Consider the following 17,128-nt stretch of genomic DNA (forward strand, 5'->3'; position numbering starts at 1 on the left):
CAGTTGGATTCAACGTCCAATGAGGAGACTTATATAAAGTCGGCCAAAGGCTAAAGCTCAACTCAGTCACTCCAGTTAACTACCCCAGCGCATTGCCAAAGGCATCATACTTATAGTTTCGATTTATCAGTAATTGCCTGGTTATAATAATCAATAGGTTACATATCCTAATATACAGGAACTCTAAAAGTAGCCACAATTGTCGTAGTTGTACTTTTTATTTCTGAAATGTTCAGAATAACTTACTAGCGATCTTGTAAAAATAAATACCCAAAAGTCCGAAATTTAGCGCTTAGCTGCTTGTTAAAGCAGTGTCTAAATTTATTTAATTTATACTGTAAAATCAGATATTAGCCACTGTACCAAAATGATCTTAAGGGTGTTACATAAAGGTACTCACCCCCTTGGAAAGCATTTCATTATTTGCGCAAGCTAAAAAATAAGTAATTTAGGTAAACAAAGTGTTCAATTAAACGGCAGTTTTAACAAATCAACTATTAACTTATGAATTAAACTCCATTAAAGGGGTTGTTCTTGCCTGTTACTTTTCGAGTAATCGTTGATTCATACTCTTGCCACCAAGAAACTGATTTCGAGGTGTATAGTTAATCCAATCGGTTTGTTTTATTATTTTATTCTTGTCGTTGAACTGATGAACCATAATAAATAACCAAGGCCCTAATACTTGTTGATTATATTTAAATTGATTGAAGTGCCCCTCTGTTATAACAGTATTACCATCAATTACTTGCTTAGAAATTGTTAAAACCGGTTTACCCTCTAACACTTCAAATTGACCATTATCCCATGCAAAGAAAGCGGTAATATCTTTTTTATTATTTAGCGAGTTACCGTAAATAATGTCGTTTAATTGGGCGTTTTCATCATAAAAAGCCATAAAATTTTGAAAATCAGTGCGTTTGCTATAAGTGTCATAGTAATCTGCCACCGTTTCTTGCAACCTTGTTTGTTTATGCATCGTTGAAGCAGCACAACCACTTAATAAGAAACCTATTAACCCGAACAGAATAAATGCGCGTTGATGTAATTTATACATTATTTAATCCTTAAAAGAGGGCAATATAACGACGATTCTCTGACAAAGATACATTGTTCGCTTAAATGGAAAAAGCAGAAAACCATATATTGGACAAACAAAACAAGTAATTACCCAATTAATTCGCTAGGTATAAGTCTGAAAAGGATTTACTTCTATCTAAACAAGTTATCCTTGCCAAAACCCTTGCTCAACAGCACCTAAGATAAATATTGCAAATTTACCTTTTCCTGGAATATCTAACGGAGGAAGTGCAACTTCTGCGCCATCCCGTTCAACCTCAGCAATTGCTTTTTCAATATCTTCCACATGCCAATAAGGCCGAGTTACCGGAGTCTCCTTTTCATGTAACGGCGCACGAACACCAACACTTGAGCCATCGGATAACATCGTGGTTCTAGCGCCTCCTAACATTTCGTCTGGATTACTAAAGCGAACATTTTGCAACATTTCGTATGCACTACACACCGAATCAACATCATGCGTTACTATTTCTAAATAATGTAGTTTCATGCTAAACCTTTAATAATATTCTGCTAAAGCGGTGTTAATTATTCTCGAGTTATATTACTGACATTTCGCTAAGTAGCAATCAGAGTTTTACTCAAAAAAAATGTATTTAAATTTCTTTACAATTATTAAGTTAACCAATTTAAAAACACAAATTAAAACACTTAAGAGTTTCTATTTATAGAATGCAATTTAAAATTGGGATGAATCATCAGCGATAACTCACAATCTATTTTAGTAGCCATTTAATTATCATATTTTTCATTTCTTTAGCGTTAATTGGCTTACTTAAATAATCATTCATCCCTGCTGCAATGCATTTTTCTTTATCACCTTTCATCGCATTGGCTGTCATAGCGATAATTGGGACAGATAGGTAACGCTGCCCAGCAATTCCATCTCTGATATTACGTGTCGCTTCGTAACCATCCAGTACAGGCATCTGACAATCCATTAAAATTAACGTATAAGGTGCAAATTCAGGTGCATCTTTGAGTACCTGAATTGCTTCTTGTCCGTCTGCAGCAACATCACCTGCGAGCTCAAATGACTTTAATATTCCTTGAGCTACAATTTGATTCACACGATTATCCTCTACAATCAGCACACGGGTATGGGTTGGCCACTGGTTAATATGCTTCTCACTATCACGTGGAGCAGCCTTCAATTGAGGGATTACAGTCTGAGTATTATCTAATGTATTGAGATAATCATGTGTCACTAAAGGGTTTGCTTGGTGCAACGCTTCACCATTCTCAACAATAACAGCTAACATTGACATTAAGTCTGCTATTGTGACTGGTTTTGGGAAATATGCATTAAAGCCAAGTGTCGCAAAAAGATTTGCATCCCCGGGCTGGTCCATTGATGTCATCATAACTAATTTTATTGCTGTAAATCGAGGATCCGACTTAATCGTTTTACCTAGCATCGCCCCATCCATTTCCGGCATTTGCATATCCAATAAAGCAACATCAAATAGCCCTTCTGACTGTTGATGATTCAGTTCAAGAATGTCGAGGGCTGACTGACCGCTATCTGCTTCAACCACCTTAGCGCCCCAATGTGCTAATTGCCCTTTCAAGACTTCTCTATTTGTTTGGTTATCATCAACCACCAGTATTTTTAATTTGCCAATATCAACATATGGAACAGCCATTTTTGCTTGTTGACTAGTCTTAAACTTGACACTAAAATCAAAATGGGTTCCTTCACCAAGCTTACTTGAAGCATTTATTTCCCCCCCCATAAGTGCACAAAGTTTTTTCGCAATAGAAAGCCCCAAGCCCGTTCCACCATATTTACGTGTAGTTGACGCATCTGCCTGAGTAAACGCCTCAAATAGGCTTTCTAGCTTATCCTTTGCAATGCCAATACCTGTGTCACTCACGTTACATTTGAATAGTAATTCATCATTTGATATCTGTGAAAGTTCAGCACGTATCACAATTTCACCCTGCTCGGTAAACTTAATCGCATTTCCCACAATGTTACTTAAAATCTGCCGTAACCTACTGGGATCGCCTTTGACAAAATGATGCTCAACCTGAATCACATCTAAAATAAGCTCTAACCCCTTTTCATGTGCCCTAAGGGCCATACTTGCAGAAAAATCCCCAAGTAAATCAAGTATATTAAAACTAATGACTTCAAGTTCAAGTTTACCTGCATCCACTTTTGAAAAATCCAGAATATCGTTGATCAAACCTAATAAAGACTCGGCACTGGTCTGCGCAACTGCAACTTTATGACGCTGCTCACGGGTGAGATTTTCATTGAGCAATAAACCTAGCATGCCAAGTACACCATTCATTGGCGTACGTATTTCATGACTCATTGATGCCAAAAAGTTACTTTTTGCTTGTGCCGCAGCTTCAGCTTTTACTTTTGCTTCTATTAATTGCTCTTTTTGCAGATTCAATTTGGCCAGAGTATGTTCAAGTTTGTTTTTATGCTCATCACTTTCTTTTATCGCATTATCAAATGCATAAATTGCCTCAGTTAACTGCTGAATAAAACTGTTAGAACGTTTGGGTAAGTTTCGCACTGCTCTACCATGGGACAAATCAATAAGTGCTTTGTAAATCAATTCAATTTGTCTGCTCATATTATTCGAAAAATACAAGGCCACTAAGATCATAAAGCCCAGTGTAATGGTTGCTACAAAGGCAATTGACTTAGATGTGCCTAATGATTCCTCTATTGCTCGAGTGCTTTCAGCAAGTTGAGAGGAGTAATTTTCCGATAGTTTGGTTAAAAGGGCATTAAGCGCTTGAACTTCTGCGATTGCATTTTGTAATTCTCTCAGAGCTAATTTGGGATCAACCGTGGCAAGCTCAATGCCACTAATACTTGCATCACTATAGCGAGAAAAAGCTGCTTGAATTGCTGTGTACAAATCGGCATCATGATATTGAATATTAGCAGCGTCATTAATCCCAAATGACAGTTTTTGTTCGATCGCATGCAGTTGATTAATGATAGCTTTACCTTCAACATAAATGCGTTCTTCATCTGGATCAAAGGTTGCAGACGTCAGTAGCCCTGATAATTGAATAACGTTATTTGATAACTTTATCGATAACTGGCTAAGGCGCCCTATTTTGGGTAAGTCTTTATCTCTTAATGTTTCGATTATCTCGTTTTTTGATTGAATTGTTGTATTACTTAGGGTAAATAACGCAAAAGTTAGACACACATAAATAAAAGGTGCAATCAATAATCTAATTTTTAATGGCAGATTAGTTAAAATCATTTCATAACTGTTCAATCATTTTACCTTATTGCAACGCAAGCAATGTATTGGGTGTTAATTGACCTAGGTAATTTACTTCCCCCTCATTAATTTTAAACACCACTATAACCCCCTCAGGCTTTGGCCAAACCCCAATACCATCTTTAAGGTTAGATGTATGACCAACAAACACTGTGTTCACTTTATCCGTCTTTGCTGACAACATTAACTCCTTCAATCGTTGTCCTAAATACTGCGACTCATCCGGACTCTTACTCATTGAAAATTGTAAATCTTTTTCAATTTCCATTTTGCCAAAAGTAAGTATGGCAGTGTCTTTACATCGACAATATGGACTACTGTATACCTTACCAATTGGAATCTTAAGCGCAGAAAGCTTAGCGCCAATTTGCTGTGCTTGTTGACGTCCATCAACAGAAAGGTTGCGTTGCTTTTCACAACTATCTAACCTATCCACACCCTGATCTTTTTGATTGTGATCTGTCATAGCATGCCGCATATAGAGCACATGCCCGCCAGCTTGCAATGCTTTAATCAACTGCTGTGCGGATAGCTCACTTGTACTCGGTTTTGCTATTAGGGAATGGGATAACAGCGCTAAAAATAATAAAAAAAATGAAGTAAGTCGAAAGAAATTGGTATGCATTTAGCTCTCCGTCTTAGCTTAGCCATGGTGACTAAGGCTCTCAGCTGAGCATAGCTGAAAGCCCTTATCAGATATACATTACATACAATACGCGAAATTAATTGCGCTTTTATATATGCAATTGCTAATAACTATAGCCTAAGAGAGTTAAAACTTCTGATAAAATTCACTCTTTTTTCACGCTAACATATTGTTTATTAATTATTATAAAAATACTTTTCTACCTCTGCCTGCGTCATTAAATGAATATCGTCTGCAGGGGCTGCATTGATAGTAAAAAAGTAAAACTCCGGGCCAAGATCTTTACCCAGCATTTCCCTAAAATAAGTTAACTGAGCACCATGAGCAGAATGGTTCTTACCAAGCTCACCTGCGTCTTTATCTTCTTCACAGCACCATGCGTGCACGCCGAGTTTCCCACCAGATTGATACTCTTTAGTAACGCCTGCCGCATATAAATCGACACCGCCCGAATAAGCTTCGCCATCGCTCATCATCACTGTAGTATACTGTGCTTGGCGAATTAATCGGCCGGTATGCATGTTAATATCATCATTTACTGAACCATCAACACTTTTAAACACAATGCGATTTACACTCGGGTGATCGAGTAATAGTTCTTTAAATTGAATATAGGTTTTGGTGCCAATAGTGCCTGAAAGAAAAGCGGAATTATTTTCAACCACTAGCTGACTATTACCACCAGAAATTAAACTTTTATTGAAAAGCATGGAAAATTCATAGTGACCTGCCGTCTGCTTGTCAACAAGGTACCCCGTAATACTAGTCCCAATGTTTTGCTCATTAAGCTGCATATTTTCACCCATCAGCGCATTTTCACTGTCGCTGTGCCTTACCACTGCCAATTCATTTTTTGGTTTTTCGTTCTCAAAATCATAACCGAGCAAAATAATGCCGTCATCATAGCGAATATAAATGACGCCTTCGTCCATATCGAAATCGAGCATTTCAATCGCTGAATTTTTGCCATCAATTTGCACAGAAAGTTTTGCAGCGAGTTCCTTATAGTCAGCCACATAGGCTGCAACATCTGCAGGTTTAATGGCGTGTAATTCGGTTGTTTTGTTATCTACAGACTTTGAACCACAACCTGTGAGTAGAATGGCTGCAGCAATCATTGAGGGTGAAAATAGCTTCATAATGCGATCCGTTATACTTAATAAATTTCGCCGGCAAGATTAGCATTTAAGCCTGTAAGATAACGTTTAGCTTTGTCAGCAACTGTAGTATGTCGCTACATTTTAAGACAGCTTTTAACAAAGAAGTACTTGCGTCTAGGTTGTTTAAATAAAAATGGCAGGCCTTGTTTAGCGTTTAAACAAGGCCCTAACGTTTGCTTATAATTGATTTAAGCCACGTCGATTAATAAACGAAAAGACATGACCAAGTACTTGTTGTTGAAGGGCTTTACGGTCAACTCCATCACGGTCTTTACATAACAACACACCTTGCGCCTTAAAGTTATGTTCGCACTGATTGATGTAAATAAAGTGCCCTGCGCCTTGTTTAATACCAACTAGCTCGGCGTTTTTAATATGCTCAGCATAATATTGTGCGTGTTGTTTGAATGGCAAAAAGTCATTTTCAACAGAACCTACAACTAAGGTTGGTACCTTTACCTCTTCTAAACTGCTTTCATTTACAGCATGACCAAGCGCAGGATCCAAAGAAATAATCGCTTTAATTCGCGGATCGTACATAGTTACTTGTTGCTTGCTGATTTTGACAATTTGTTCATCCGATAACGGCGTGTTTCGTTTTGCATTATAGCCACAACTTTTATCGTTTTTAGCGGACGCTAATGCACAGTAATGCTCTGATTTACCAGCCTCTAACTTTGCACCTGCCAGTGCCAATGCCGTAAAGCCACCTGCGGAATGACCTAGCATCAATACATTATTGGTATTGATATCAAGATTAAATAAACCTTCATTTGTTAGTTGCTCAAGAGCAAAGCTCACCTCAGCTGGTCGCTGCCAAAAACGTGTAAGTACGCTTGGATCGATTGTTTCTTTGCCATACACCCAAGATTCACCATAGTGAGCAACGCCAACCACCAGCCAGCCTTGAGATGCCAAGGCATAACCTAACCAATTCATTTCAACCGGTGAGCCAAAAGCACCGTGCGATATTAACGCTACTTTGCGCTTATTTTGCGATTGGGATAAACAAATAGTCGAACCACATTGTTGCTCACCAGCCAAATACCACAGCTTCATCTTTACAGGCTGATTAGTATTGCTATTAAAAAAATCTAAGTCGCTTGAATGCAAAGCACCTGCTTGTATTTTTTCATTGCCTTTAGCGCAACTCATAAAAACAGAGATTATTAAGACGGCAGCAAGTAATAAAAATTGTATTGACTTCATATAACATTATTCCTTTAAACTAAGATGACTTTACTCTAGCTGAAAACCAATAACTAAGCTGTGCAGAAAGTGCGATTATTTATTACTTATCACTTTCAACCGCAAAATAAAGCTCAGTGCTCAGTTTTTCAGCATCTGTGTCTGCTGGATTATTTAAATAGCACTGCACAATATGCTGATCTTTCAATCGTATTTGGTTTGGTAACACCCAGTGCGCATATACCTTAGAAATGGTTTGCCACATTGTACTGTGAGGTCCTTGATGGCAAAAGCATGCGTAGCGGCCTCCTTGCAGCGTATAATGCTCTAATTGCTGTTCTTGAGTTAATCCATTCAGAAATCCTGCAAAAAATTGGCTTTGTGTTTGCTCACCTACCCAAGGGTTATCAATCGCCACACCTATAGGTTGAAGCTCACTAAAATCAAGCGGCTTGGCGAGTTCACTCAAGCGCTTATAAAGCTGCCCTGCTACCTTTGAAAACGATTGATCATTAAAGCCAGTACCATAAAACCCTAGTACAGTGGTGTCTGGTAATTCTCGCCATTGTGGTTCGAGCATAGAGTCTTCCGCTAATTTTTTTGGCGGTAAATTACCTGCCCTCACATTAAGTGGTGATTTTCCGTTTTGAATATCACTTGGCGTGCAAGCAAAATTGGTTTTGAATGCACGGGTAAACGACGAAGGGGAGTCATAGCCAATACTCATTGCGACTTCTAATATGTTTGTGTGGCCACTTTTTAATAAAAACATCGCTTTTTCAAGCTTTTGTCTTTTTATAAACTCACCGAGCTGAAAACCCGTTGCAGCAAAAAACAGGCGATTGAAATGATATTTTGAAAAACCAGCATACTCGGCAAGCGCTTCAACATTTATCGCTTCTTCACTGTGATCATAAATATATTGTGCCACCTTACTAATAATCGCTGCGTTAAACTGCGTGGTACTGTTTGTCATATTACGAGAGTATTTTTATAATTATATTAGTAAGATAGCGAATACTTATCAGTGAGTCGAGTAAATTTTAAAAGGCATAAAAAAGGCCTTATTGATGTGTTTCAATAAGGCCTTAGATTTTTAAATTGGTTACTTACTCAATTATGAGTAATTCAATGTAATTAAAGCGTATCTTCTAGCCACTTAAAGAATTCACGCTGCCATACAATGCCGTTTTGCGGCGTAAGTACCCAATGGTTTTCTTCTGGGAAGAGCATAAAGCGGCTTTTTAAACCACGCAGTTTCGCAGCTTGGAACGCCGCAATACCTTGCTCAAGCGGTACGCGGTAGTCTTTTGCACCATGAATTACAAACATTGGTGCATCCCACTTTTCAATGTGGTTAATTGGGTTGAACTGACCATATGCTTTTTTCGTTGCTGCATTGTCTTGCCAATATGCGCCACCTAGTTCGTTATTTACGAAAAACAGCTCTTCGGTTGTGCCATACATGCTGCGTAAATCGAAAATACCACAGTGTGCAATAAAGGTTTTAAAGCGACCTTCGTGATTGCCCGCTAAATAAAACGCAGAATAGCCACCGTAACTTGCACCCACTGCACCGATACGCTCGTTATCTACATATGACTCTTTTGCCACATCATCAATCGCTGCGAGGTAATCTTGCATTACCTGACCGCCCCAATCATTGCTAATGTCTTTGTTCCATTGCTCACCATGACCTGGCATACCACGACGGTTAGGTGCGACAACAATGTAACCCTGTGATGCCATTACTTGGAAGTTCCAGCGGAATGAGTAAAACTGCGAAAGCGCAGACTGTGGACCACCTTGTAAATAAAGTAGTGTTGGGTACTTTTTGCTCTTATCAAAGTTAGGTGGGTAAATCACCCAAGTTACCATGTCTTTGCCGTCAGTGGTTTTTACCATGCGTTTTTCAACATTTGGTAAATCAAGCTCTGCATACAATGCATCATTTTCTTTGGTTAACGCCGTAAGCTTTTTGCTACCAAGATCAAAGCGATAAATTTCACGCGCTGCGTTCATGCTGTTACGCGTCACCACAAGCTTATCTTTTAATACGGCAACAATGCCATTTACATCAAACTGACCGTCGGTAAGCTGTGTAATTTTAGGTTGTGCTTTGGTTTTTGTATTGACCGACACTTGGAATAACTGCATCGTACCTTTTGTCGGCGCTACAAAGTAAATCGTTTTACCGTCTGGGCTCCATTTAAAGCTGTTTACAGTACCATCCCAATGCGCAGTTAAGTTATAGTCGCGGTCATTAACACGTACGATAATATCTTGTTTATCTGCTTCGTTGCCGGCTTCGTCCATTTGTAACCACGCTAAATGGCCTTTTGGTGAAAACGCCGGGTACTTATCGTAGCCTAAGTTTTTCTCCGTCAGGTTAGTGGTTTTTTTACTGGCGAGGTTATAACGATAAATATCGGTATTGGTGCTTTGAACATAGTCAGTACCCGTTAGCTTTTTGCTCACGTAGTAAATGTTTTCACCTTTTGGACCCCAGGTGTAATCCGACGTGCCACCAAACGGTGCTGTTGGGCTTTCAAATGGCATGCCCTGCATAATGTCGACTTTTTCTTCGGTTTTTAAATCCTGATAGAAGACGTGCTTAAAGTTGCCGTCTTTCCACGTATCCCAGTGACGATAGTTTAGATCATCAAAAACATACGCATTCGCTTTGCCAAGTTCTTTATGGCGATCCGTTGCTAAAATATCTTCTAACTTAACTTTTTCGTGAAACAGCTTTTTGCTGCCATCTGGTGAGATGTTTTTATCAATCACCACACCTTGATAGGCTTCAAGTAATTGAGGTTCGCCACCTTTCAGTGAAACTTGATACACTTTGCTGCTGAAGTCGTTCTTCTCTACGCTTGGTGTAGTTACTTTATAAATAAGGTGTGTTTTTTCTTTATTTAACCCTAATGCGCTTACACGCTTTAATTGCCAAAGTTTCTCAGGTGTCATAACTTCATTGGCGTAGGCACCCGCGCTTAGAGCAACCCCCAAGCTTACAGATAAAATAGTTCGCAACATCGCGAAACTCCTTAAAAAAATAGACCAGCTAAGACTACAGAATTACCCCCATATTTGAAAAGTGCTATGCGATTAAAAAAATAAAAAACCGTATTTTGTCGACAAGACTGATCGAAAAAATATAAGAAGTGCTTAATATTTAAACCTTTTGTAAATACTTATATTAATATTGTACGTTGACTATACTGGTAATATTACCCAGACAATGAGAAGTTTTAATGCAAAAAGCCTGTTTTTTGGTCATCGTGATCGCATGCGTAAGTAGTTCTCTCAGAGCTGAACCAATAAAAAGTAATGACCATCAAACAATTTTTTGGCAAACCTATCACAGGCCACCAGGCATAATTAAAACGGGGGAGGATCAAGGCACTGGTTTTGTCGAAAACGCTTTAAAGCTCATTACTAATCAAATGCCTGAATACACCCATGAGTTTCCGATTTCTTCCCTAACTCGGGCATTAACTGACATGAAAGCAAATAAAAATGTGTGCCATCCCGCACTTTATAAAACCAAAGAGCGCTCTAAATTCATTACATTTTCTAAAGCTTCAATAATTAATCCGGGCAATCGGATCATTGCACTCAAAGGTACACTAGGCCACTTAGCTGATGGCAACAACACGATTGATTTAAAGAAGCTGCTAGCAAGCCAAGAATTTGCATTTAGTCTTATAAAAGAACGCTCTTATGGGCAAGCGGTAGATGATAAAATTGGCCAACATTTTTCTGATGGTAAATCGCAACTTTTAGCTAGTACCGATCTTGGTACAGTGTTTAATATGGTGCTCAAAAAGCGCGTTGATTTCACCATTTCTTTTCCATTTGAGCTTAATTATTTTGTTGAAAAAAATGGTATTGACCAAACCCAATTGGTCAGTTATTTCATTAAAGATATTCCTAAATTTACCTTGGGCTACGTTGCATGCCCTAAAAATGAATGGGGCAAAAGCGTTATTAAAAAAGTAAATAAGGTACTTAGCAAAACTAAATTAGAAAACGATTATAAACGCGCAGTAACTTCTTGGTGGGGCAGCGAACAATTTTCAAAAGAATTCGAAACCTTTTATCAAACGCAGTTTTTAACCCATTAAAAAGCCGCTTCTTTTAAAAGCGGCGTTTTGGTTGTATTTTTGCTTAAAAGTACAAAAACCTTATCTTAAAGCTTAGGCTGCCTTAAGGTAAGGCTCTCGTCCTTTATGCTTGTTGTTACGCTGATAACTGCCCTTGCCTTTATTTGTCTTTTCAACTTTGCTTTTAAACAACACACTGGTTACTAATGCTTTAATTGCATTGTCTTTTATTTCACCACGACCATGGTCATGCTGCATTTTTTTTGTTTTGCTCATCATATTCCTCTTGATTAAAAATGAGTCAATCAATTCGTAGCAATAGTATCCTAAAGTTTTAAATACACAAGCACTGGTAGTGCTTTTTTATGTTTTTTAATCATTTTTTTGAGGGCGTTAAAAAGTGTATTTAATTGCCTACAAATGCCCAACACTTACTTACATTTTTCGTAATAATCATCCGTAATAATTACACCTATAATTCCTTTATTAATAGGTTTAACATGACGTTTTTTACCAAAGCCACAACCCTAACAACAGCATTACTTTTAACTGCATGTGCTCATCATAATAATGTTCGCCCAAGTAGTGACGGCAACCATTACGTTGACTTGTATGGCGAAACCAAAACTGAGGTTTCAGAACAAGCATTTAGCCAAGCTAAATCATATTGCAAAGAGTCAAAGTCTAAGCCTTATGTTGTTTCTGAAAAAGTTGATTACATAGGCAATATGAGTGAGCAAGACTATTTAACAAAGCGCAACATCGCCAGTGCCGTTGAAGCTGCTGGCACTGCAATGTGGATTTTTGGCCGAAGCCATGTGGATGACGCAGGTGCTGCATTAAGTATAGGTGGCGATATTGCCGGTGATGCCCTTGGCAACCCTTATCAACTGCATTTAGTGTTTAAATGCGATTAACGCAAGCTATAAGCTACCCCTTGCATATTGTAAATTTAGGCCCACAAACATGAGAAAATAGGTAATGCTCTCAAGTGGGCCAATAGTGTTCAATTAAAACATCAAAGATATAAAAATCAGTTTTTAGCCATCACATTTATTAAACTCTTCACTGGCTTTTTCATAAACCGTGCAAAAGTCATCACTACCATTACTGGCCTTAATCTGTTGACCTTCAAATAACGCATTGATCACTTTTGTTTTAGTTACCGTAAGGCGTTTATTTCGGCATGATTTAACCGCCATATCACCGCATTCTGCAGCACTTTCAGCTTCTTTGAACTTAGAGCAGTTTTGTTTACCCTTACATTTTTTATAACTGATTGCTTCTTTACCTGGACACGCTGTGCGCGTGTATTTAATTTCACACGTACCCGCTTGTGCAACACCACTAAACACAAAGTAAGGTAAGGTGGTCATTAAACATAAAATAAATACTCTCATTATTGTGCTCCTACGTTTTAAATTTACTCATCAATTCTCGTTGAGTTTCTGCCATTGAAGCTAACTTTTGACTAGCTTGATTATTTTCCTCAGCATGAGCCGCCGATAGCTCCGTGTTTTCTTGCATCTCCATCATATTCTCATGTTGAGTCAACGCAGCAATGCTTTGTTCTTCAGCAGCTGTCGCTATTTGTTGACTCATATCTTTAATCTTTGTTATTCCAGACAGGATTGAGTTGAGCATTAACTCAACACTTTGAATACCATCAACACACTGTTGAGTTTCATTTTGTGACTTCGACATTTTTTCAACTGCCTGCTTAGCACCTTGTTGTAAGTTTTCGATAGCTAGTTGTATCTCTTGAGTTGCATCATGAGCTTTCTGAGCAAGGGTTCTTACTTCATCAGCAACCACAGCAAAGCCACGGCCTTGCTCACCCGCCCTGGCAGCTTCAATCGCTGCATTTAATGCCAATAGGTTTGTTTGCTCGGCTACACCCCGGATTATATCGAGCACCGAGCTGATATTGTTGGTATCGGTGTTTAGTGACTCAATTGCAGTAGCTGACTGGGTTATTGCATCATTAAGTAAGTTAATATTGGCAATATTGGTATTGAGTACAATCTGTCCTTGTTCAGCATCTTGATTCGCTTGTTCTACTTGCTCTAGCGTACTGTGAATACTATTGGACACCGATTGCACTGTGTCTTTCATTTCAGCAATAGAATCAGCCATCATTTGCATCTTTTTGTGTTGATTAGATGCACTTTCATAACTTTGTTGCGCTATGGTATTGGTTTCCTCAGCTGTGGTAGCCAAACTGTTTGAGTTATTGGATATTTCTTTTAACGTACTGCGCAATGTATTTACCAAGCTCTGCATATTATCAGCAAGCTCTCCAAGCTCATCGTCACGCATTTTTGTAAATTGTACTGTCATATCGCCTGTTGCCGCTTGCTTAATCTGTTCCACAGCTTGGGATAATGGTTTTTTGATTGATAGTGTTACAAAGTAGGCAACGATACCTGATAGGGTTAAGGTGAAGAGCGTCAAAATACTGGTGATGATTTGATTTTGTTTTACTAACTCTAGCGCAGTATTTTTAATATCAACACTATCCGCTTTAATATTCTCATTAAGTTGATGCAACGTCTCTCTCGCATTATCACCCAGTCGCTTCGCTTGTTTTAATTGATCTGATACTTCTTTTTGTCGTTTTAAACTGTCAATTCTCGCTTTAATTGCGCTTTCATTGCCTACTAACGCTTTTAAAAATCGTCCCAAGTTATCTTTCATCAAAACAACTGATTCATCATTACGTAAACTTGGTGCCTCTGAAAACGTAGCAAATAACTCTGTTATACGGTTGCTTGAGTCTTTAAGTGTTGATTCAATACTTAATATTTCAAATACAATGTTTGAGGCAAGTGCACTGTTTGCCTCATCAACACTGGTTTCAACTTCAGTAACAAATTCACTAATCGCGTTATTAATGGCATCGTCATCACTCAGCCCCTCTAAATCATAAGCAAGGCTGAGGCTTTCATCCCCCATATCAGCAAACTCTCGTGCTCGCTCTCGAGTAACTTCAAGCAATTTAAGCATACTAAAGTAGTCGTTAATCACTTCATCGGAAGCGCTTAAAAAGTCTTCGTTGTGTGATTTTGTCTGAGTAAATAATTCAGCGAGATTTTTGTGGTCTTTTATAACGGCTTCTAACCCGTTGACGGCATGTGTATTCCCTAAATTGGCTTTTTCAATGATAGAACTTAGAGCCGTAGCTTGTTTAAGATTCTCTGTCGAAGCCAGTTCAACTAGCGCGAGTTCAGCGACTAAAATATTCTCTGATAAATCTGCCCCTGAAATTAACGCTGGTACACTTTTTTCGCTAACTTGCTCAACACCAGTACCTATTGTTCGAATACCTAGTAATGCAACAAGGTAAATAACAAATGAAAGCGCAAGCAAAATTGCAAAACCGCCAAATATTCTTACAGATACAGTGAGTTTCATAGAGCCGCTACTAATTTAACCAATGTAATAGATATAGCAGCAGGAAATCGTTTTTTCTAAAAAATGCTCGCTAAATACTCAAATGAGTAAGAAATCAAAGTGAACAAGCTGCTGCAAATGTAATGCAGTTGCAGGAAATATAAGCTACTAGTACTGAACGATATTTCTTTGTTACCCTCAACCTTAAAAGCGATCTATTCTAGTTTTCTTCGTCAAGAAAGAAGGTGAAACTTAATTGCAATAATGGGGTGTAGTTTAAAAGCGAATTTATAGTTACTTAATCTTTGCTCATCTCAGTATTGTCTTTTATGGCTTGTCGCGCTTATTGGCTTGATCTTTCGACATAAACGCAATTCCGGTGGCATATATTCCAAAAAACAAAGTTAAACCACAAATAAGAGCAATATTATCTTTTATGTTATCGCTAAATGAATAGTTTGAGATCATGATAGCTGAAAGCACAATATGAATTCGGTTTCGGGTTTTTCCTAGATTATGTTTAATCAAGTCATCACGTAATTTTGGAAAGAAATCGATTAAAAAAGGAATGAGCACAATTCCAATGGCAAGTACTTCAATTTTTGAAAAGTCCATTTCAAGTTTATCTATCTTTTTAAAAAAACACAGCGTAATTTATAACAACCTGAATTAATTAGCAATTTACCTCTCTACTAAAAGCTAAAAATTCATTATTACAGCTTTATTAAATAAGGCACTGGGTATATTACATAAAGCATATATAAGGCAAGACCTACCGACAAATCCATAGGAACATAAACCTGCTAACACTAACTTTTCGCTATTCCTACTTTGCCACTAATCTTTTTTCGCCATAACAGAAACACTATTTTTATAAGGGTTAAAAATTTCAATCCAAAATGGCTTATTCTTGCAGTAATTTCTTTACTGTTTTACAAACGCTATTTATCGCTGGTAATTCATCCATCATATCAACAGTAATGCTTAATCTAGGATGTTTAAATGCACAACAAAACACAATAAAAGATAAAACAGTATAAAAAAGGTATTTATAAACAGCGCCTTAAAATTACAGAAAGTTAGTTTTGGAAACTTAGCATTGGCTAAAAGCCAAAATGACGTACTAAGTAAAAACGAAAAATACAGCATCCCAATGTAATTTAAGCTTAACTCAAGAGTTAATTCTAAAAGACCGATAAAAATGCATGGAATAGCACCGTAACATAAATATAAATACCAGCGACCTGCTAACTTAAAAATCTTCAAATAAAACAAATAAATATGTAACGCATATAGCAATATCATCGGAAAAACAAAGATAATCGCACCGCCAGCAACACCGGTAAAGAAATCAAAAGTCACGATTTTTTTTGGTATTTCACCAATGACTAACTTCTTAGAAAAATTGTGAATATTCAAAGCTAACAGCGGCGCAAAAAAACATGCAATATAAAAGCGTATTGTCGCTAAAGAAAGTGAGAATTTATTGAGCTTTAAAGTCATGATTAGTGACATCAACTACCAAGGACACCACACCCATTACATCCCATAGCAAAAGGTGTGTTCATATTTTCTAATTCTTTTAAACGTTGAAATGTCTTTGATTGCAAACATTGATACATTCGGACAGGTTGATTATCGCTATAAAAAAGACAATCGCTATCTCTAAACTTAATCCATGCTCTTTGTGCTTCTATCAATCTTTGTTTATGTAGTTTATTTTCTAATTTATCTAAATAATTAATTAATTCTGCATATTCGCTATTAAGGTACTTATCTGTTTGAGTATTCAGCTTTAAATAACATACTTCAATATCAGAATAGCTAGTTACTTCATCACAGTCAGACATCCTCGATTTAATTTCAGCTGATTTTTCATCTGCGACACCATTTAACGAGTAAAAAAACAAAATAGATATCAATAAACTTTTCATTGGATCCTTAAACTAAAAAATGAAATTTAATGGCTACTAAATAATGGCGAGTTACCCAATTTTTATTAAATACGGCACTGGGTACATTACATAAAGCATATATAAAGCAAGGCCTACCGACACAACTAAAGGAACATAAATCAGCTTAGGCTTTGATTTTATAAAAGTGGTTAAACACAAAGTAAACAAGCTAAAGAGTGGTGCCAGCCACCAATGCTTTGAAGTTTTCATTGCATAACGTACAAATTCAGGTAACTGATTATCAAAAGAGCGGTGCATTAATTTAAATTGGTTTAATGTGCCAGTATTCCATGTATGAAAAATGAGTGCTTGTATTGCAATAGCCGCAAGGCAA

The 17,128-nt window shown here is 37.5% G+C and carries 16 protein-coding genes; 2 read left to right on the forward strand and 14 right to left on the reverse strand.

Annotated elements, in window-relative coordinates; genetic code table 11:
* Positions 1-541: 541 nt before the first annotated feature.
* From ABYD77_RS11975 to ABYD77_RS12010, 8 genes are all read right to left on the reverse strand, one after another.
* Positions 542-1,057 (reverse strand): nuclear transport factor 2 family protein, encoded by a 516-nt coding sequence (locus ABYD77_RS11975; protein ID WP_372770158.1) that lies wholly within the window; start codon positions 1,055-1,057, stop codon positions 542-544.
* A gap of 168 nt (positions 1,058-1,225) precedes the next feature.
* On the reverse strand, positions 1,226-1,570 hold the full coding sequence (locus ABYD77_RS11980) for a VOC family protein (RefSeq protein ID WP_372770160.1): 345 nt from the start codon (positions 1,568-1,570) through the stop codon (positions 1,226-1,228).
* A gap of 226 nt (positions 1,571-1,796) precedes the next feature.
* Positions 1,797-4,322: a response regulator gene (locus tag ABYD77_RS11985; protein WP_372770162.1), complete on the reverse strand. Its 2,526-nt coding sequence runs from the start codon at positions 4,320-4,322 to the stop codon at positions 1,797-1,799.
* Positions 4,323-4,347: 25 nt separating this feature from the next.
* On the reverse strand, positions 4,348-4,968 hold the full coding sequence (locus ABYD77_RS11990; protein WP_372770164.1) for a histidine phosphatase family protein: 621 nt from the start codon (positions 4,966-4,968) through the stop codon (positions 4,348-4,350).
* Positions 4,969-5,165: 197 nt separating this feature from the next.
* On the reverse strand, positions 5,166-6,128 hold the full coding sequence (locus ABYD77_RS11995) for a hypothetical protein (RefSeq protein WP_372770166.1): 963 nt from the start codon (positions 6,126-6,128) through the stop codon (positions 5,166-5,168).
* Between the two features lie 198 nt (positions 6,129-6,326).
* Positions 6,327-7,358, reverse strand: a complete 1,032-nt coding sequence (locus tag ABYD77_RS12000) for an alpha/beta hydrolase family protein (protein ID WP_372770168.1) — start codon at positions 7,356-7,358, stop codon at positions 6,327-6,329.
* A gap of 82 nt (positions 7,359-7,440) precedes the next feature.
* Positions 7,441-8,313 (reverse strand): GyrI-like domain-containing protein, encoded by an 873-nt coding sequence (locus ABYD77_RS12005; protein WP_372770170.1) that lies wholly within the window; start codon positions 8,311-8,313, stop codon positions 7,441-7,443.
* A 161-nt stretch (positions 8,314-8,474) separates the two neighbouring features.
* On the reverse strand, positions 8,475-10,376 hold the full coding sequence (locus ABYD77_RS12010; RefSeq protein ID WP_372770172.1) for an alpha/beta fold hydrolase: 1,902 nt from the start codon (positions 10,374-10,376) through the stop codon (positions 8,475-8,477).
* A 218-nt stretch (positions 10,377-10,594) separates the two neighbouring features.
* Between ABYD77_RS12010 and ABYD77_RS12015 the strand changes: the two genes are divergently transcribed.
* Positions 10,595-11,467 carry a TIGR02285 family protein gene (locus ABYD77_RS12015; RefSeq protein ID WP_372770174.1) on the forward strand — a complete coding sequence of 291 codons (873 nt, stop codon included), beginning with the start codon at positions 10,595-10,597 and terminating at the stop codon, positions 11,465-11,467.
* A gap of 72 nt (positions 11,468-11,539) precedes the next feature.
* Here the strand turns inward: ABYD77_RS12015 and ABYD77_RS12020 are convergent, their stop codons facing one another.
* A complete protein-coding gene (locus ABYD77_RS12020; RefSeq protein WP_372770176.1) occupies positions 11,540-11,722 on the reverse strand; it encodes an alternative ribosome-rescue factor A in 183 nt (60 codons plus the stop codon).
* Between the two features lie 224 nt (positions 11,723-11,946).
* On the opposite strand from ABYD77_RS12020, the gene ABYD77_RS12025 reads away from it, so the two are divergent.
* Positions 11,947-12,363: a hypothetical protein gene (locus ABYD77_RS12025; protein ID WP_372770178.1), complete on the forward strand. Its 417-nt coding sequence runs from the start codon at positions 11,947-11,949 to the stop codon at positions 12,361-12,363.
* 123 nt (positions 12,364-12,486) lie between these two features.
* On the opposite strand, the gene ABYD77_RS12030 is transcribed toward ABYD77_RS12025, so the two are convergent.
* The 5 genes from ABYD77_RS12030 to ABYD77_RS12050 all read right to left on the reverse strand — a co-directional run.
* Entirely contained in the window at positions 12,487-12,846 is a 360-nt protein-coding gene (locus tag ABYD77_RS12030; protein ID WP_372770180.1) for a hypothetical protein, read from the reverse strand.
* Between the two features lie 10 nt (positions 12,847-12,856).
* Entirely contained in the window at positions 12,857-14,860 is a 2,004-nt protein-coding gene (locus tag ABYD77_RS12035; protein WP_372770182.1) for a methyl-accepting chemotaxis protein, read from the reverse strand.
* A gap of 306 nt (positions 14,861-15,166) precedes the next feature.
* On the reverse strand, positions 15,167-15,454 hold the full coding sequence (locus tag ABYD77_RS12040) for a hypothetical protein (protein ID WP_372770184.1): 288 nt from the start codon (positions 15,452-15,454) through the stop codon (positions 15,167-15,169).
* 899 nt (positions 15,455-16,353) lie between these two features.
* Entirely contained in the window at positions 16,354-16,773 is a 420-nt protein-coding gene (locus ABYD77_RS12045) for a lysozyme inhibitor LprI family protein (RefSeq protein WP_372770186.1), read from the reverse strand.
* Between the two features lie 51 nt (positions 16,774-16,824).
* Positions 16,825-17,128, reverse strand: a 304-nt coding sequence (locus ABYD77_RS12050) for a hypothetical protein (RefSeq protein ID WP_372770188.1), incomplete at its 5' end; no start/stop codon positions are given.

It is taken from the genome of Pseudoalteromonas sp. (assembly GCF_041629635.1).
Classification (GTDB): Bacteria; Pseudomonadota; Gammaproteobacteria; order Enterobacterales; family Alteromonadaceae; genus Pseudoalteromonas.

Bases quoted from the DNA above. Each gene is read 5' to 3' on its own strand.
- ABYD77_RS12035 (WP_372770182.1), bottom strand. From the start codon at position 14,860: ATGAAACTCACTGTATCTGTAAGAATATTTGGCGGTTTTGCAATTTTG.
- ABYD77_RS12010 (WP_372770172.1), bottom strand. From the start codon at position 10,376: ATGTTGCGAACTATTTTATCTGTAAGCTTGGGGGTTGCTCTAAGCGCG.
- ABYD77_RS12030 (WP_372770180.1), bottom strand. From the start codon at position 12,846: ATGAGAGTATTTATTTTATGTTTAATGACCACCTTACCTTACTTTGTG.
- ABYD77_RS11975 (WP_372770158.1), bottom strand. From the start codon at position 1,057: ATGTATAAATTACATCAACGCGCATTTATTCTGTTCGGGTTAATAGGT.
- ABYD77_RS12040 (WP_372770184.1), bottom strand. From the start codon at position 15,454: ATGGACTTTTCAAAAATTGAAGTACTTGCCATTGGAATTGTGCTCATT.
- ABYD77_RS11985 (WP_372770162.1), bottom strand. From the start codon at position 4,322: ATGATTTTAACTAATCTGCCATTAAAAATTAGATTATTGATTGCACCT.
- ABYD77_RS11995 (WP_372770166.1), bottom strand. From the start codon at position 6,128: ATGAAGCTATTTTCACCCTCAATGATTGCTGCAGCCATTCTACTCACA.
- ABYD77_RS12015 (WP_372770174.1), top strand. From the start codon at position 10,595: ATGCAAAAAGCCTGTTTTTTGGTCATCGTGATCGCATGCGTAAGTAGT.
- ABYD77_RS12025 (WP_372770178.1), top strand. From the start codon at position 11,947: ATGACGTTTTTTACCAAAGCCACAACCCTAACAACAGCATTACTTTTA.
- ABYD77_RS12020 (WP_372770176.1), bottom strand. From the start codon at position 11,722: ATGAGCAAAACAAAAAAAATGCAGCATGACCATGGTCGTGGTGAAATA.
- ABYD77_RS12045 (WP_372770186.1), bottom strand. From the start codon at position 16,773: ATGAAAAGTTTATTGATATCTATTTTGTTTTTTTACTCGTTAAATGGT.
- ABYD77_RS11990 (WP_372770164.1), bottom strand. From the start codon at position 4,968: ATGCATACCAATTTCTTTCGACTTACTTCATTTTTTTTATTATTTTTA.
- ABYD77_RS12000 (WP_372770168.1), bottom strand. From the start codon at position 7,358: ATGAAGTCAATACAATTTTTATTACTTGCTGCCGTCTTAATAATCTCT.
- ABYD77_RS11980 (WP_372770160.1), bottom strand. From the start codon at position 1,570: ATGAAACTACATTATTTAGAAATAGTAACGCATGATGTTGATTCGGTG.
- ABYD77_RS12005 (WP_372770170.1), bottom strand. From the start codon at position 8,313: ATGACAAACAGTACCACGCAGTTTAACGCAGCGATTATTAGTAAGGTG.